Origin of the sequence: Streptomyces ipomoeae 91-03 (genome assembly GCF_000317595.1) — a bacterium.
GTDB lineage: Bacteria > Actinomycetota > Actinomycetes > Streptomycetales > Streptomycetaceae > Streptomyces > Streptomyces ipomoeae.
In genome coordinates this window covers 18093-33473 of record NZ_AEJC01000440.1, presented here as the reverse complement: position 1 = coordinate 33473, position 15381 = coordinate 18093, and the positions used below count along the sequence as shown (strand labels likewise).

The 15381-nt window shown below is 70.8% G+C and carries 12 protein-coding genes; 7 read left to right on the top strand and 5 right to left on the bottom strand.

From position 1 onward, the window contains the following. The first annotated feature begins 62 nt into the window (after positions 1-62). Positions 63-1229, top strand: a complete 1167-nt coding sequence (locus STRIP9103_RS29390) for an alpha-hydroxy-acid oxidizing protein (RefSeq protein ID WP_048821210.1) — start codon at positions 63-65, stop codon at positions 1227-1229. Here the strand turns inward: STRIP9103_RS29390 and STRIP9103_RS29385 are convergent. The 3 genes from STRIP9103_RS29385 to STRIP9103_RS29375 all read right to left on the bottom strand — a co-directional run bounded on the left by STRIP9103_RS29385 (position 1221) and on the right by STRIP9103_RS29375 (position 3550). Then, complete coding sequence (locus STRIP9103_RS29385) at positions 1221-1529, bottom strand: DUF2218 domain-containing protein (RefSeq protein ID WP_009326467.1); 309 nt, start codon at positions 1527-1529, stop codon at positions 1221-1223. The genes STRIP9103_RS29390 and STRIP9103_RS29385 overlap by 9 nt on opposite strands. Positions 1530-1628: 99 nt before the next feature. Then, positions 1629-2276 carry a response regulator gene (locus STRIP9103_RS29380; RefSeq protein ID WP_009326452.1) on the bottom strand — a complete coding sequence of 216 codons (648 nt, stop codon included), beginning with the start codon at positions 2274-2276 and terminating at the stop codon, positions 1629-1631. Then, on the bottom strand, positions 2267-3550 hold the full coding sequence (locus STRIP9103_RS29375) for a sensor histidine kinase (RefSeq protein ID WP_009326459.1): 1284 nt from the start codon (positions 3548-3550) through the stop codon (positions 2267-2269). Before STRIP9103_RS29375 ends, STRIP9103_RS29380 begins: the two co-directional genes overlap by 10 nt. A 109-nt stretch (positions 3551-3659) precedes the next feature. Here STRIP9103_RS29375 and STRIP9103_RS29370 point away from each other — a divergent pair, with 109 nt between their 5' ends. After that, a complete protein-coding gene (locus STRIP9103_RS29370) occupies positions 3660-5294 on the top strand; it encodes a serine hydrolase domain-containing protein (protein ID WP_009326478.1) in 1635 nt (544 codons plus the stop codon). 55 nt (positions 5295-5349) lie between these two features. Then, positions 5350-5682, top strand: coding sequence for a hypothetical protein (locus STRIP9103_RS29365; protein ID WP_009326510.1), 333 nt, complete (start codon positions 5350-5352; stop codon positions 5680-5682). 2 nt (positions 5683-5684) lie between these two features. Here the strand turns inward: STRIP9103_RS29365 and STRIP9103_RS29360 are convergent, their stop codons facing one another. Then, a complete protein-coding gene (locus STRIP9103_RS29360; RefSeq protein ID WP_009326481.1) occupies positions 5685-6713 on the bottom strand; it encodes a LacI family DNA-binding transcriptional regulator in 1029 nt (342 codons plus the stop codon). 432 nt (positions 6714-7145) lie between these two features. Between STRIP9103_RS29360 and STRIP9103_RS29355 the strand changes: the two genes are divergently transcribed. After that, positions 7146-9200: a glycoside hydrolase gene (locus tag STRIP9103_RS29355; RefSeq protein ID WP_009326458.1), complete on the top strand. Its 2055-nt coding sequence runs from the start codon at positions 7146-7148 to the stop codon at positions 9198-9200. A 162-nt stretch (positions 9201-9362) separates the two neighbouring features. Here STRIP9103_RS29355 and STRIP9103_RS29350 read toward each other — a convergent pair whose 3' ends face one another. Beyond that, positions 9363-10946: a carbohydrate-binding protein gene (locus STRIP9103_RS29350; protein WP_048821209.1), complete on the bottom strand. Its 1584-nt coding sequence runs from the start codon at positions 10944-10946 to the stop codon at positions 9363-9365. A gap of 312 nt (positions 10947-11258) precedes the next feature. Between STRIP9103_RS29350 and STRIP9103_RS29345 the strand changes: the two genes are divergently transcribed. The 3 genes from STRIP9103_RS29345 to STRIP9103_RS29335 all read left to right on the top strand — a co-directional run bounded on the left by STRIP9103_RS29345 (position 11259) and on the right by STRIP9103_RS29335 (position 15026). Beyond that, positions 11259-12887, top strand: coding sequence for an FAD-binding oxidoreductase (locus STRIP9103_RS29345; RefSeq protein WP_009326488.1), 1629 nt, complete (start codon positions 11259-11261; stop codon positions 12885-12887). Positions 12888-13020: 133 nt separating this feature from the next. Further along, positions 13021-14289 (top strand): sensor histidine kinase, encoded by a 1269-nt coding sequence (locus STRIP9103_RS29340; RefSeq protein ID WP_048821208.1) that lies wholly within the window; start codon positions 13021-13023, stop codon positions 14287-14289. Further along, positions 14286-15026, top strand: coding sequence for a response regulator transcription factor (locus STRIP9103_RS29335; protein ID WP_009326506.1), 741 nt, complete (start codon positions 14286-14288; stop codon positions 15024-15026). The genes STRIP9103_RS29340 and STRIP9103_RS29335 overlap by 4 nt, the downstream gene beginning before the upstream one ends. Positions 15027-15381: the final 355 nt, after the last annotated feature.

Here is a 15381-nt window from a genome sequence, read left to right as displayed (position 1 = left end):
CCCCGCCTTCCGCGTCACCCTGCACTTGAATCGGTTGGGCTTCAGGAGGGAGTGGAGTGGTCATGGCGTTCGGCGACTACCAGAACGAGATCTACTTCGATGGGCTGCGGGGGGTCGTGCCGCGTTTTCCGATGGCGTACGACGAGTTGGAGGCGCTGGCGCTGGGGGCGCTGCCGACCTCGGTGGGTGGGTATGTGGCGGGTGGGGCGGGGAACGAGCACACGCAGCGGCTCAATGTGGCCGCGTTCGAGAAGTGGGGGCTGGTGCCGCGCATGCTCGTCGGGGCGGCGCGGCGGGACCTCTCCGTGGAGCTGTTCGGCATGCGGCTGCCGTCGCCGCTGTTCATGGCCCCGGTCGGGGTGCTCGGGCTGTGCACCCAGGACGGCCACGGTGATCTCGCCACGGCTCGGGCCGCCGCGCGTACCGGCGTACCGATGGTCGCCTCCACCCTGACCGTCGATCCGATGGAGCAGGTGGTCCCCGAACTCGGCGACACCCCCGGCCTGTTCCAGCTCTACACGCCCAACGACCGTGAGATGGCGGAGAGTCTGGTGAAGCGGGCCGAGGCGGCCGGTTTCAAGGGGATCGTGGTCACTCTGGACACCTGGGTCGCCGGGTGGCGCCCGCGCGACCTCGCCGTCAGCAACTTCCCCCAGCTGCGCGGCCACTGCCTGGCCAACTACTTCTCCGACCCGGTCTTCCGCGCCCGGCTCACCGCGCCCCCGGAGGAGGACCCGGGCGCCGCGATCCTGCACTGGACCCAGATCTTCTCGAACCCCCTCACCTGGGACGACCTGCCCTGGCTGCGCTCGCTGACGGACCTGCCGCTGATCCTCAAGGGGATCTGCCACCCCGAGGACGTCCGCCGCGCCAAGGACCATGGCGTGGACGGCGTCTACTGCTCCAACCACGGCGGACGGCAGGCCAACGGCGGTCTGCCCGCGCTGGACTGCCTGCCCGATGTCGTCGCCGCCGCGGACGGTCTGCCGGTGTTGTTCGACTCCGGCGTCCGCACCGGCGCGGACGTCGTCAAGGCCATCGCCCTGGGCGCCACCGCCGTCGGCATCGGGCGCCCGTACGTCTACGGCCTCGCCCTCGGCGGCACCGACGGCGCCGTCCACGTCCTCCGCTCCGTCCTCGCCGAGGCGGACCTCATCATGGCCGTCGACGGCTACCCGACCCTCGCGGACCTCACGCCGGAGTGCCTGCGGGCCGTCGTGTCACGTTGAGGGCGCGTCCCCGGTGGCCTCTTCCCAGGTGACCGTCAGTTCGTTGCGGCGGCCGAAGCGTTCCAGGTGGCTGGAGACGACGCCCTGGATGGTGGTGAGGGTCGCGGCGTCGGGGGCGGTGACCTGGATGAGGAGGTGGTCGTCGGTGGGGTGGAGTACGACGTCGGTCCTGTCGAAGGTGAGGTGGTGGCCGCCGTCGGGGGTGTCCTCGACCGGGATCTTCCGGCCGAAGTGCGAGGCGAACTGTTTGGAGTAGCGCGGGGCGGCGTCGGTGGTGACGCGGGCGTGGGAACTGGGCATGCGGTGCCTCCCGGGGAGGGGGATACTTGCGGCGTGCTTCAAATTTGAAGCTCTACGATTCTCAACTCTACCGCTTGCTTCAAATTTGAAGAAGGTCGGTCATGCGCGCAGGTACGTCAGGACGGCGAGGACCCGGCGGTGGCCCTGGCCGTCGAGGTGGAGGTCGAGTTTCTGGAGGATGTTGCCGACGTGTTTGTTGACGGCCGCCTCGGTGACGTACAGCTCGCGGGCGATCTCGGCGTTGGCGCGGCCCTCGGCCATGAGGGCGAGGACCTCGCGTTCGCGCGGGGTGAGGCGTTCCAGGGGGTCGCGGCGGCGGTTGAGGAGCTGGCGGACCACCTCGGGGTCCACGACCGTCGCGCCGGCGGCGACCTGGACGACCGCGTCCACGAACTCGCCGACCGCGCTGACGCGGTCCTTGAGGAGGTAGCCGACGCCGGTGTCGCTGCCGAGGTCGAGCAGATGGGCGGCGTAGGACTGCTCGATGTACTGGCTGAGGACGAGGACCGGCAGGGTGGGCCGCTCCTCGCGCAGGGCGACGGCGGCGCGCAGACCGTCGTCGGTGTTGTCCGGCGGCATACGGACGTCGGTGACGACGATGTCGGGCTCGTGCTCCCGGACGGCGCCGATCAGGGCGTCCGCGTCACCGACGGCGGCGAGCACCCGGTGCCCGAAGCGGGTGAGCACGCCGACGAGGCCGTCCCGCATCAGCGGTGAGTCCTCGGCGAGTACGACGGTCAACGGCACGGCAACTCCACGTGCAGGAAGGTGGGCCCACCGGGCGGGCTGGACAGCCGCAGCCGCCCATCAGCGGCGGCGACACGATCGGCGAGACCGACCAGACCGGTACCGCCGGTACCGGGGCCGGTGAGGGCGCCTGTCTCGGGGGCGGGGTCGGCATGAGGGTCGGCGCCTGTCCGTCGCTCCGCGCCGCCGATGCCGTTGTCCGTGACCGTCAGGGTGAGGACGTCGGTGTGCAGGCGGGCGTGTACCTCCACGCGGTCCGCCCGGCTGTGCTTGACGGCGTTGGTCAGTGCCTCGGCGATCACGAAGTACGCCGTGGTCTCCACGGAGACGGGCATACGGTGCGGCAGGCTGATGTCGACCGTGACGGGCAGGGCGGAACGGGCCGCGAGGTTCTCGACCGCCGCCTCCAGCCCCTGGTCGGTGAGGGCCTTGGGGTGGACCCCACGGCTGAGTTCGCGCAACTCCTCGACGGCGAGCGTGACTTGTTCCTGGGCCCGGGCGAGCTGACCGGCCAGCGGCGATTCGGGGGCGGCGTCGAGGCGGGCCAGGCCGAGCAGCACGTTGAGGGAGACCAGCCGTTGCTGCGCCCCGTCGTGCAGGTCCCGTTCGATCCGGCGCCGCTCCGCGTCGAAGGCGTCGACGAGACGGGCCCGGGAGGCGCGTACGTCGGTCAGCTCACGCCCCAGTTCGCTGTCGCGCGGCGCCAGCATGAGCCGGGTGACGGCGGCCCGGGCGCCGGCCCACGCGGTGATGGTGTACGGCGCGGCGGCGAGCAGACAGAGGCCGACGATGACGAGGGGCCAGGCGCCGGGATCGTCGAGCGGCGACATGATCACGGACACCGGGAGCCCCAGGGCGAACACGAGGACGAGGAGGTCCATCCACCACAGCGCGGTCGCCGACACCGCGGTGAACCCCAGCTCCCGCCAGGTCGCGGGCTCCCACAGCCGCGTCCGCACCCATCCGACGAGCCCCGGCCGCTCGGGCGCCCGGTGCGGATCCGGCACCGGGTCCAGATCCACCAGCCGCAGCCGCCACCGCTCGATCCGGGTCACGGCGACCCCGGACAACGCGACCCCGACCAGCACCACGGCCCCCACCAACACCACCAGCCCGACAAGCCCCGCCGCCAACACGAGCACGAGGACCACCGTGATGACGGAACCGAAGACCACACCGGACAGCAGATAGGCCAGCGACCGCCAGGGCCAGCTGGAGCCCAGCACCTTCAACGGGTTCTGGCCGAGCGCCTGCCAGGCGGTCCGATGTCGCATTCCTCGACAGTAGCCAGCGGGAGATCTTGGGTCGGTAGTGCGGGCACTACCTTCGGACTCCCGTGTACGCCAGTGCGCCGGCCGGGGGCGGGCCGGTGCACTGGGCGCCATGACCATGAAGCTGTTGATCAAGGGCCGGGACGACGGATGCCGTGAACTGCGCCCGCGCCGTGGACTGGGGCTACGCCGTGGACTGGGGCTACGTCGTGGACTGGGGCTACGCCGTGGACTGGGGCTACGCCGTGGACTCACCGCCGCGGTGGCCGCGTTGGGCATCGCGGCGACGACCGCCGTACCGGCGGCCTCTTCTTCCCCCTCCCCTTCCCCCCTGTCCGCCGCCGGCCCCGCCCCCGCCCTGAACGCGGCCTCCATCGACCGATTCGTACGCGACTACCTGGAGCAGACCCGGCTACCGGGCGCGGTGGTGGCCGTAACGAGCGGCGACCGGGTCGTCCACACGGCGGGATACGGCCGTACCGCCTCCGGAGAGGCCATGACGGCACGGACGCGCGTACCGGTGGCGTCCCTCTCCAAGGCCATGACCGCGCTCGCCGTGATGCGACTGGTCGAGGCGGGCAAGGTCGACCTGGACCGCCCGGTGCACCACTACCTGCCCGAGTTCACGATGGCGGACCGGCGGGCCCGGGACATCACCGTACGACAGGTGCTGACGCAGACCTCCGGCATGGCCGACGCGGCCTATCCGGACCTGACCCGCCCCCAGCCGCACACCCTCAAGGAGGCGGTGGCGGCGATGCGCGGGGCGCACCTGGACACCGCGCCGGGCACCCGGCACCGCTACCACAACCCCAACTACTTCGTAGCGGCGCGCCTGGTCGAGGTGGTGGGCGGCCGTCCCTTCGCCGAGCAGTTGTCCACCGAACTCTTCGAGCCCCTGGGCATGACGGACACCGAGTCGGTCGACATGACGACCCGGATGCCCGACGGGGCACGCGGCTACGTCCGCGCCTACGGGACGACGTTCTCCCGCCCCCACCCCCGCTGGTTCGCGGCGGGCAGCCACGGCGTGGTCACCACCGCCGAGGACCTCGCCCGGTGGCTGATCGTCCAGAACAACGGCGGTGTGTCCGCGACCGGCCGCCGTATCGTCACCGCCCGCACCATCGAGCTGACGCACACGCCCCCGAAGGCGACGAAGGACACCGAGTACGCCATGGGATGGTCGGCCGACCGGCAGGACGACGGCCGCCCCGAGATCCAGCACACGGGCCAGCTCCTCACCCACAACTCCATGGCGACCCTGCTGCCCGACAGCCGCGTCGGCATCGCCGTCGTCACCAACACCGGCTTGATCTCCGGCGACGACGCCCCCCAGCTCACCCAGGGCCTCATCGACCTGGCCCGAGGCAGAACCCCCGAGGTGGCCGCGCCCTTCTCGATGACGGCCGACTGGTTCCTGGCGGCCCTCACCCTGCTGGCGACGGCCCTGGGCACGACCGGCGTCCTGCGCGCCCGCCGCTGGGCCCGGCGCACGGCACACCGCCCATGGTGGCGAGTGACCCTGCGCCTGCTCCCCCACACCCTCCCGATCCTCCTCCTCACCCAACTGGCCACCCTCCTCGGCCTGTTGATGAACCGCTCGGGCACCCTTGCCCAAACCACCTACGCCTGGCCGGCCCTGGTCATCTGCACCGCCACGGCGGCTCTCGCCTCCACCACCGTCATCATCACCAGGGCCGTCGCCGTACTCCGCGTCGCGCGCTCCGGCGCTCCGACCGGATAGGTTCACCGGCGGGCCGGCACGGAGCGGCACCCGGTGGGCACGGGGAGGCGGGGGGATGAGTGACAACTACCTGACGGTGATTCCGACCGATCCGTACTGGCAGCCCGGTCGGGACGCGGCGGATCGCGCGGCGGCCGTACTGTCCGGGATGCTTCCCGACGACGACGCCCGTCTCGGCCTGGACGCCCAGTGGCACGACAGCGTCGAGGTCGTCTGGTGCGGCGCCGAGACATCGCTCAACGAACTGGTCTACGACTGGCCGATGGGATTCGCGCGGTTCAGGATCGAGGTCCTGTATCCGAACCGGGGATGGCTGACCGACGAGGAACTGGCCGCCGTCGCGGACGCGCTCGGCCATCCCCTGCGACAGGTCCTCATCCACTTCTGACGCTACCGGCGAGGCGGCGGCGCCCCCGTGCTGGCCCGTCGTACCAGCCGGGTCGGGACCAGGGTCGTGCCGTGGGCCGGGGCCGTCCCGTGGTCGGGGGTCGTGCCGTGGTCGGGGGTGTTCTGGCGCATTTTGCTGAGGACGCCTTGGACGCAGAGGCGGCCGACTTCGGCGAAGTCCTGGTGGATGGTGGTGAGGGGTGGGAGGAAGGAGGAGGCTTCGGGGATGTCGTCGAAGCCGATGACGCTGATGTCGTCGGGTACTTTCCGGCCGCGTTCGTCGAGGGCGCGCAGGAGGCCGAGGGCCATCTGGTCGTTGGCGGCGAAGACGGCCGTGCAGTCGGGGTGGTCGGCGAGGATCAGGCCGGCGCGGTAGCCGGACTCGGCCGACCAGTCGCCGCGGACCGGGGGCGGCGGGACGCATCCGGCTTCGGTGAGGGTGGTGTGCCAGGCGTTGGCGCGGCGTTGGGCGGCGAAGGAGTCCTCGGGGCCGGCCAGGTGCCAGACGGTGGTGTGGCCGAGGTCCAGCAGATGGCGTACGGCGTCGCGGGCGCCGCCTGTCTGGTCGGTGTCGACGACGGTGTAGCGGTCGCCGGCGTCGGAGTCGGCGACGACGACGGGGACGCCGGGCGGCAGGCAGACCGTCGCCGCGTCCAGCAGGTGGGTCTCCAGGATGACGATGACGGCGTCCACCGCGAGTTCGCCCAGGCGGGAGAAGGCGCCGTTCACCTCGTCCTGGGTGGGCACGGCGACCGGCAGGAGGGTGACGGCGTAGCCCTCGCGGGCAGCGGAGGTCGCGATCGCGTCGAGGGTGCGGATGTTGCCCATGGTGGAGAGGGAGAAGGTGATCACGCCGAGGGTGCGGAACTCCCCGCGGCGCAGCGCGCGTGCGGCGCTGTTGGGCCGGTAGCCCAGCTCCCGCATCGCCGCCAGCACCAGCCGCCGGGTCTCCTCGCTCACCCCCGCGAAACCGTTGGAGACACGAGAGACCGTCTGCGAGGAAACCCCGGCAAGCCGAGCGACATCACCCATGGAGGGCCCCTGCCTGGGACGCGCGGCGCGTCCTCTCGTACGACCGCCGCCGGCCCGGTTCACTTCCGCCTGCTCCATACCCGTACGCCCCGCTCTCGCCGCCTCACCCTCACCGTCGGCTCTGTCCACCCGGTCCCCCTGATTTCCCGGCAGTCACCTGGGCGCCTGCCCGGCGGTTTCTCCGGTCCCGACGTGACTCCCGATCAGGAACGGTCGTAATCGACAAGGAACGACTCCTTGACCGCCGAGATTCGGGCAGTGTAGACATCGCGACTGGGGATGTTTACGTAAACATTACGGCCCCAAGCCAGCGCCAGACCATACGAGAACGCACCAAAGAGCAGCAAAAAGGCACTGAACCGCACCACGCGGACCCCGATCTCTCGTGCCCCGCCGGGACGCGCGGCACGCGGAAGAGTTGGAGTACTCGAGATGGCACACCGCACCCGCTTCAGACGGCTCCTGGGGGCCATCGGCGTCACCGCCCTCGCGACCGGGACCGTCATGGCCACCACCTCCCTGCCGGTCGCGTACGCCGAGACGGCCGCCGCGAACGCCTCGGTCACCGTCCGGCCGGACCCGTCGTACAAGGCGGAGAAGTTCGAGGGCTGGGGCACCAGCCTGGTGTGGTTCGCCAACGCCACCGGCGACTACCCGGACGAGATACGGGAGAAGCTCGCCGACCTGGTCTTCGGTGAGGACGGCCTCAACCTCAACATCGCCCGCTACAACATCGGCGGCGGCAACGCCCCGGACGTCAAGGACTATCTGCGCGCCGGCGGTGCGGTCGAGGGCTGGTGGAAAGCGCCGGCGGGCACCACCCGCGAGGACGTCGACTGGTGGAGCGCCGACGACAAGAAGGACTGGAACAAGAACGCCGACGCCACCCAGCGCTGGTGGGTGGACCACGTCAAGGACGACATCGACCACTGGGAGACGTTCAGCAACTCCCCGCCGTGGTTCATGACGGTCAGCGGTTATGTCTCGGGCGGCTTCGACTCCTCGAAGGACCAGCTCAAGGAGGAGTCCGTCGACGACTTCGCCGCCTATCTGGTGGGCGCCACCGAGCGGCTGGAGAAGGCGCACGGCATCAAGGTCGACACCCTGGACCCGTTCAACGAGCCGAACACCAACTACTGGGGCACCAAGCTCGGCGCGGACGGCCAGCCGACCGGCGGCCGTCAGGAGGGCGCCCACATGGGCCCCGAGCTCCAGCAGAAGGTGATCAAGGCGCTCGGCCCGGCCCTGGAGAAGTCCCGTACGCACGCGGAGATCTCCGCGATGGACGAGACCAACCCCGGCACCTTCGCCACCAACTGGAACTCCTACCCGCAGGAGGTCCGCGACCTCGTCGGCCAGATGAACGTCCACACCTACGGCACCGGCCAGCGCACCAGCGTCCGCGACCTCGCCAAGGCCGCCGACAAGCCGCTGTGGATGAGCGAGGTCGAGGGCGACTGGGGCGACGGCCAGAGCTTCACCGACATGCGTCCCGGCCTGGGCCTCGCCCAGCGCATGGTCGACGACCTGCGTGAACTGGAGCCCAGCGCCTGGGTGTTCTGGCAGCCCGTCGAGGACTACGACAACATGAAGCCGGGCGGCGAGTCCGCCAAGGGCGGCAACTGGGGCGAGATCCAGCTCCCCTTCAGCTGCACGGACGAGGACACCCTCGAATCGTGCCCCATCTACACGAACACCAAGTTCGACACCGCCCGTAACTTCACCCACTACATCAAGCCCGGCGACCGGCTGATCAAGACCGACGACACCTCCAGCACGGCGGCGGTCTCCAAGAAGGGCGACAAGGCGACGGTCGTCCACATCAACAGCACCACGGCCGCGCGCGATGTCACCCTGGACCTGTCGAAGTTCGGCAAGGTCTCGTCCCGTGCCACCGTCACCCCGGTGGTGACCAGCGCCGACGGCAAGCTCGTCAAGCAGAAGCCGGTCCGGGTCACCGGCAAGCAGGCCACGATCACCGTGCCCGCCCAGTCCGTGACGACCTTCCTCGTCAAGGGCGTCTCCGGCGTCAACAAGAACGCGGCCGAACTGCAGGACGACCACACCTACCGCCTGACCGGCGTCCAGAGCGGCAAGGACCTCAGCGTCGGCGCCGACGGCAAGAGTCTCGTCATCAAGTCCGCCGCCAACGGCGGTACGCAGTGGCAGCTGGACCGCGTCGGCCGCACGGTCGACAACCGCACGCGGTACGTCCTCACCGACGCCGCGAGCGACAAGCGCATCGCCATCCGAGACGGCGCCCTCGTCGCCGAGCCCGCCGAGGGCCGCCCCGACACCGCCGCCCAGTGGATCCTCTCCACCACCGGCGACACCACCTGGACCCTCGTCAACGCCGCCACCGGCCAACTCCCCGACGTCTACGGCCAGTCCACCAACGAGGGCGCCGGCGTGGGCGTCTGGACCCCGAACTCGGGCACGAACCAGCGCTGGAAGCTGACGGACGTGACGACCACGACGACGTCGTGACGCCACCGGTCACGTCGTAACACCGACCGTCCCCTTCACGACGCCCCCGCCCCGGCCGCCGCATCCTCGCGGCCGGGGCGGGGGCGTCCGTCCCCCTGGAGAAATGGAGAACCCCCGGGTCTCGTGGTCCCGGGGGTTCCCGGCCATGGGCCAGGGGAGCGGTTACGGCGTCACCGACGCACCCCCGAACGTCACCACCAGCTTCCCGTCCGAGGCGAAGGACCACCCCAGCGCGCCGGAGTACGAGGCGCACCGGGAGCCGTTCGTGCCGGACCAGAACTGGTTGGAGCTGTCCGAGTTGCCGACGATCCGGTCGTTCGTACCGCTGCCGCTGCGGCAGGAGGTGTTGTCGCGGAACACCGACGTACCGGCGTCGAAGTTGAAGTTCCGCTCGGTGTTGTCGATGCTGACGTTGTTCGAGATCGTCATCGAGCCGGGGTTGCTGTTGTAGGTGAACCCGTGCTTGCCGTTGTCGTAGGCGATGCTGCGCCGGACGACGTGGTTGATCGGGACGTCCTCGCCGCCGAGCTTGTAGCCGTTGCGGTCGCCGTTGCCGGCCTGTGAGCCGTCGCTGAGGGTGCCGTTCTCGTAGGAGAGGGAGTCCTCGATGGTCACCGCGCCGATGGGGTCGTAGTCGGAGTAGGTGTAGAGGTCCCAGCCGTCGTCGATGTTGTTGTGCGCGACGGCGTAGCGGAAGACATTGCCGGGGCCGACGGTGAGCTTGGCGGCGAAGCCGTCGGCGTCCTCGCCGTCGGAGTCGGCGTTGTCGTGCGACTCGGCGCTGAGGATGAGGTTGTTGGACGGCCACTGGCTGGTCGGGGTGGTGGAGGAGATCCGCCCGAGCTGCAACCCCGTGTCACGGTTGAAGCGGGTCACCGTGCGTTCGAAGACGTTGTTGCTGCCGCCGACGAAGATGCCGTTGTCACCGGCCCGCTCGACGACGAGGCCGTAGACGTGCCAGTACGATCCCATCACCTGCAGCCCGCGGTTCGACGAACTCTCGCTCTGCGCCGAGAAGTTGAGCACCGGCGTCTCGCCCGGGTAGGCGGACAGCTTCGTACGGGCACTGGAAGTGCCGTTGTTGCCGACCGGGATGGTGACCGTCGAGGAGTAGTTGTACGTGCCGCCGCGCATGTAGATCGTGCCGCCGGCGGAGATACGGCTGATCGCCGAGGTGAGGGTGGTCGGGGCCGAGCTCGTCCCGGCCGCGCTGTCGGTGCCGTTCGGCGCGACGTACAGCGCGGAGGCCGACGGGGGTGGGGTGGTGCCGCCGTCCGGCACGGTGGCGTCGAGGTAGTCGACGTTCGGCAGGCCGGCGGAGGTGGTCGGGTTGAGCCGGATGGTGTTGCTGCCCGACACCACCGGCACCGTCAGCGTCTTCGTCGTCCAGCCCGTCCAGGTGCCGGTCCCCTCGAACGACGCCGTCGTGGCCGTCGAGCCGTTGACGACGACGTTCGCGGGGCGGGCGGTGGTGGTGCCGTTCGCGAACCGGATCGCCAGGGTCGCCGTGCCCGATGCGGGTGCGGTCACGGTGAACTGGGCGTATCCGCTGGTCGAGTTGGCCCCGTTGCAGAATCCGCTGCCGGAGTACCCGGTCCAGTCGGAGTCGATGGTGCCGGAACAGACGGCCGGGGAACTCTCCGCCTCGTAGCGGGCGGTCGCGGCCTGGGCAGGGCCGGCGGCGGTCAACGCGACGAGCGCGCCTGCCAGCAGGCTGCCGCTGACGCATGCCGCGACGGGCCTCATGCGGCCCATGGCCGTGACGGGTCTTGTGCGCATCACTGATCTCCATCTCCGGAGCGGTTGGGGCGGAGCGAGCGAGAAAGCGCTTTCTTTCGGCAGTATTGAGCCACTGGCCGGAACACGTCAATACACGTGCACGTAGATTCTGTTCATGTGGATGAACTACAGGGGGGTGCGACGACGAGAACTTCCGAGGTTGTGAACGCCGGGGGTTAGCCCCATCGGGCGAACACCGGCCAGCCTGATTCCTGCCGCGAGGGCGGCTCTCTAGCGTCGTCGGTGTCCGTATCGCAAGGCCGAAGGGGGACCGAGACCATGACCGAACACGACCGACGCACCGTTCTGCGCGCCGCAGCCGCCGGCGCCGCCGCGGCCGGGATCACAGCCGGACCCTTACGCGCGACACCCGCCCACGCACGGACGACGGAGACGGCGGCGACGACGGCAGAGACGGTGGTGGCGACGACAGGGGCGCTGGCGGACGGCACGCGGCCCGGCCTCGTCCTCCGACCCGACGACCCTCGCTACGAGGCACTCGCCGGACGCGGCTACAACAGGCGGTTCACCGGCCGCCCCCTGCGCATCCACCTCCCCACCACGACCGCCCAGGTAGTGGACGCCGTCCAGGAGGCCGTGCGGCGGCGGGAGCACGTCGTCGCGCGCAGCGGCGGACACTGCTTCGAGGACTTCGTCGACAACGACGGCGTCCGTGTCGTCGTGGACCTGTCCCGTATGACGGCCGTGCGCTACGACGACGCCCGCGACGCGTTCATGGTGGAGGCGGGCAGCCGCCTCGGCGAGGCGTACCGGGCGCTGTACGTCAACTGGGGCGTGACGCTGCCCGCCGGCTGGTGTCCCGAGGTGGGCATCGGGGGTCATGTTCCGGGCGGCGGGTACGGCACGCTGTGCCGCCTGCACGGCCTGTCCGTCGACCGCCTGTACGCCGTCGAGGTGGTCGTCGTGGACCGGTCCGGCCGGGCCCGCGCGGTGCTCGCCACGCGTGAGGAGAACGACCCGAACCGGGACCTGTGGTGGGCCCACACCGGAGGAGGGGGCGGCAGCTTCGGCATCGTCACCCGGTTCTGGTTCCGCGACCTGCCCGAGCCGCCCGTCTCGGTGCTCACCTTCCGGGCCGAATGGTCCTGGGAGGGCCTGGACCGAACCACGTTCACCCGGCTCGTCGGGAACTACGGCACCTGGGTGGAGCGCAACTCCGTTCCCGGGGCCCACGCCACCCGCCTGTACAGCGAGTTCATACTGAGCCGGAAGCTCACCGGCCGCCTCTTCCTCGTGGGCCAGGTGGCGGACACCGGCCCCGCGGCCGATCGGCTCCTCCACGACCATCTGGCCGCGATCGGCCATGGAATCGACGCCCAGCCCTTCACCCAGACGCACCGCCTGTCCTGGCTGACCGCAGCATCCGTCATCGGCAGCCCCGACGATCCCGGCCCCCTGTACCGGATCGCGATCAAGTCGGCCTACGCCCACCAGGGATTGGCGGTGCCTCAGATCCATGCCGTGCACCACCACCTCACCCGCACCGACTACGACTACCCCGCCGGGCTCGTCAGCCTCAACACCTACGGCGGCCGGGTCAACTCGGTGCCGGCGGACGCCACAGCCGTCGCGCACCGTGACTCCGTCCTCAAGATCATGTTCCTGACGGGTTGGGAGAAGGCCGCCGAGGACGAGCGGCACCGCAGCTTCCTCCGCGAGCTCTACCGCGACGTGTACGCGGACACCGGTGGCGTACCCGCCCGGACCGGCGCCTTCATCAACTACCCGGACGCCGACCTCGCCGACCCACGCCACAACACCTCGACCACGGCCTGGCACACGCTGTACCACGGCACCAACTACCCGGCCCTCCAACGGGCGAAGGGCCGCTGGGACCCTCGCGACATCTTCCACCACCGCCTGTCCGTACGCCCCGGCAAGCCATGACGGGTGCTGCCGGGATATGGCTCCCTGCTGGAACGGTCGCCGCACGGCTCGCCGCGTGGCCGTTACGGTGTGGGACGTGGGGTGGGGCATACGCGGTGGGGCGCGGCGGTGGCGAGCAGGGCGATGGTGGGCCCTGCAGCGGCGAGCACGGCAGTGGTGGGCGCGGCGGTGGTGGGCGCGAGGCTGGGCGTCGTGGGAGCGGGGCCGGGGGCTGGCGGCGGCCAATCCCCTCGTCGTCGACATCGGGATCGCGTTGCTGGTCCAGGCGGCGATGACGATGCCGTTCGTGGTGCCGCGGCCGGCCGAGTTCGCGCCGGCGACCTGGCCCGCGTACGGGCTGAGCACACTCACCGTGGTCCCGCTGATCTGGCGTCGGCGCGTCCCGATGACCGTACTGCTCGCCATCCTCGCGACCAGCGGACTGTACCGGCTGACCCTGGACGGGCCCGGACAGCCGCTGCCGTACACCGGGCTCGTGATCGTCTACACGATCGCCGCGCTCTGTCCGCCGCTCAAGCGGCTGATCACCGGGCTTCTGCTGCTGGTCGCCGTGCCCGTGGGGGTGTCGTTGAACTCCCGGTCGGCGCGTGAACTGACCTTCTCCTTCTTCGTGTTCGCGGCGGCCTACGTCTTCGGACGTCTCACCGACGCCCGCCGGCGGGCCCATCGCGTCGAGGCCGAGCGGGCCGCCGCCCGGGAGCGGGCGCGCATCGCCCGGGAGATGCACGACATCCTCTCCCACGCCGTGAGCCTGATGATCGTGCAGGCGGAGGCCGGACCGGTGGCGGTGCGTACGGCCCCGGAGAAGGCCGAGGCAGCCTTCGACGCGATCTCCGAGACCGGCCGGGACGCCATGGTCCAACTGCGGAGGATGCTGGGGGTGTTGCGGGAGGGGGGCGGGAGTCATGAGCCGGGGCTCGGCGTGCCTGAGCCGCGTGGACCGCAGCCGGGACTCACGGCTCTGCCTCCGCTTCTCGACCGGGTGCGGGTCAGTAGCGGTCTCGACGTCGTGTACGAGGTCGCCGGGGACGCACGGCCGCTGCCCGACTCGACCGCCGCGACCGTCTTCCGCATCGTGCAGGAAGCGCTGACGAACACCGTCAAGCACGCCGATGCCCGTACGGTGGCGGTCCGACTCGCGTACGGGGAGGGCGACTTGAGCGTGACGATCACGGATGACGGGCGTGGTCCGCAAGCCGGGTTCAGGGCGGTGGCCAGGAACAGCGGTGGGCATGGCCTCGTCGGCGTCCGCGAGCGGGCCGCGGCGCACGGGGGTACGGCGGTGACCGGGCCGGGGCCGGACGGGCGGGGGTTCGAGGTGCGGGTACGTATCCCCGTACCGCCGTCTCCCGTACCACCACCGTCGCCCGTATCGTCCGCCGCCGCGGAGGTGACGCGTTGACGATCCGTGTCGTGGTCGCCGACGACCAGGAGCTGGTGCGCAGTGGCTTCGCGATGATTCTGGACGCGCAGCCGGACATCGAGGTGGTCGCGGAGGTGGGTGACGGGGCGGGGGCCATCGAGGCGGTACGGCGGTACGCGCCGGACGTGGCGCTGCTCGACATCCGGATGCCGCGTGTGGACGGCATCGAGGCGTGCCGTGCGATCAGCGCGCTCGGCGGAGGGGACGGTGACGGTGACGGCGTGCGCGGCGGCGGCGGTCATGGCAGCGGCCATGGCTGTCGGACGGTGATGCTGACGACCTTCGACTCCGACGAGTACGTGTACGAGGCGCTGCACGCGGGCGCGAGCGGGTTCCTGCTGAAGGACGTCCGCCGGGATGACCTGGTGCATGCGGTACGGGTGGTGGCGCGGGGCGACTCGCTGCTCGCGCCGTCCGTGGCCCGGCGGTTGGTGGAGCAGTACACGCGGCCCGCCGCCGCCCGGCCGCAGCGGCCCGATCCCTGTCTGGACGTGCTCACCGGCCGGGAACGGGAGACGCTGCTGCTGCTCGCACGCGGCCTGTCGAACGCCGAGATCGCCGCGGAGCTGGTCGTCAGCGACCACACGGTCAAGACGCACGTCGGCAACGTACTCGCCAAACTCGGGCTGCGGGACCGTATCCAGGCGGTGATCTGCGCGTACGAGACGGGCCTGATCTCAGCCGGCGATCACCCGACCGGGGCCGGGCGCCACTGACCGTCCCGGTGCGGGGAGCACAGCCGGGTACCGCTCACCTTTTCCGGTGCCGGGACGGCAACCGGGTGCCCCTCACCATCCCCGACCCCGGAACCACAGCCAGGCGCCCCAACCATCCCCGACCCCGGAACCACAGCCCGGTGCCCCTCACCATCCCCGACCCCGGAACCACAGCCGGGCGCCACCCCGTCCCGGTGCGGTAAGCACAGCCGGACGCCCCTCACCATCCCCGACCCCGAAACCACAGCCAGGCGCCCCCCACCATCCCCGACCCCGAAACCACAGCCAGGCGCCCCCCACCATCCCCGACCCCGAAACCACAGCCAGGCGCCCCCCACCATCCCCGACCCCGAAA

Bases quoted from the DNA above. Each gene is read 5' to 3' on its own strand.
- STRIP9103_RS29375 (WP_009326459.1), bottom strand. From the start codon at position 3,550: ATGCGACATCGGACCGCCTGGCAGGCGCTCGGCCAGAACCCGTTGAAG.
- STRIP9103_RS29365 (WP_009326510.1), top strand. From the start codon at position 5,350: ATGAGTGACAACTACCTGACGGTGATTCCGACCGATCCGTACTGGCAG.
- STRIP9103_RS29345 (WP_009326488.1), top strand. From the start codon at position 11,259: ATGACCGAACACGACCGACGCACCGTTCTGCGCGCCGCAGCCGCCGGC.
- STRIP9103_RS29385 (WP_009326467.1), bottom strand. From the start codon at position 1,529: ATGCCCAGTTCCCACGCCCGCGTCACCACCGACGCCGCCCCGCGCTAC.
- STRIP9103_RS29355 (WP_009326458.1), top strand. From the start codon at position 7,146: ATGGCACACCGCACCCGCTTCAGACGGCTCCTGGGGGCCATCGGCGTC.
- STRIP9103_RS29350 (WP_048821209.1), bottom strand. From the start codon at position 10,946: ATGAGGCCCGTCGCGGCATGCGTCAGCGGCAGCCTGCTGGCAGGCGCG.
- STRIP9103_RS29360 (WP_009326481.1), bottom strand. From the start codon at position 6,713: ATGGGTGATGTCGCTCGGCTTGCCGGGGTTTCCTCGCAGACGGTCTCT.
- STRIP9103_RS29370 (WP_009326478.1), top strand. From the start codon at position 3,660: ATGACCATGAAGCTGTTGATCAAGGGCCGGGACGACGGATGCCGTGAA.
- STRIP9103_RS29390 (WP_048821210.1), top strand. From the start codon at position 63: ATGGCGTTCGGCGACTACCAGAACGAGATCTACTTCGATGGGCTGCGG.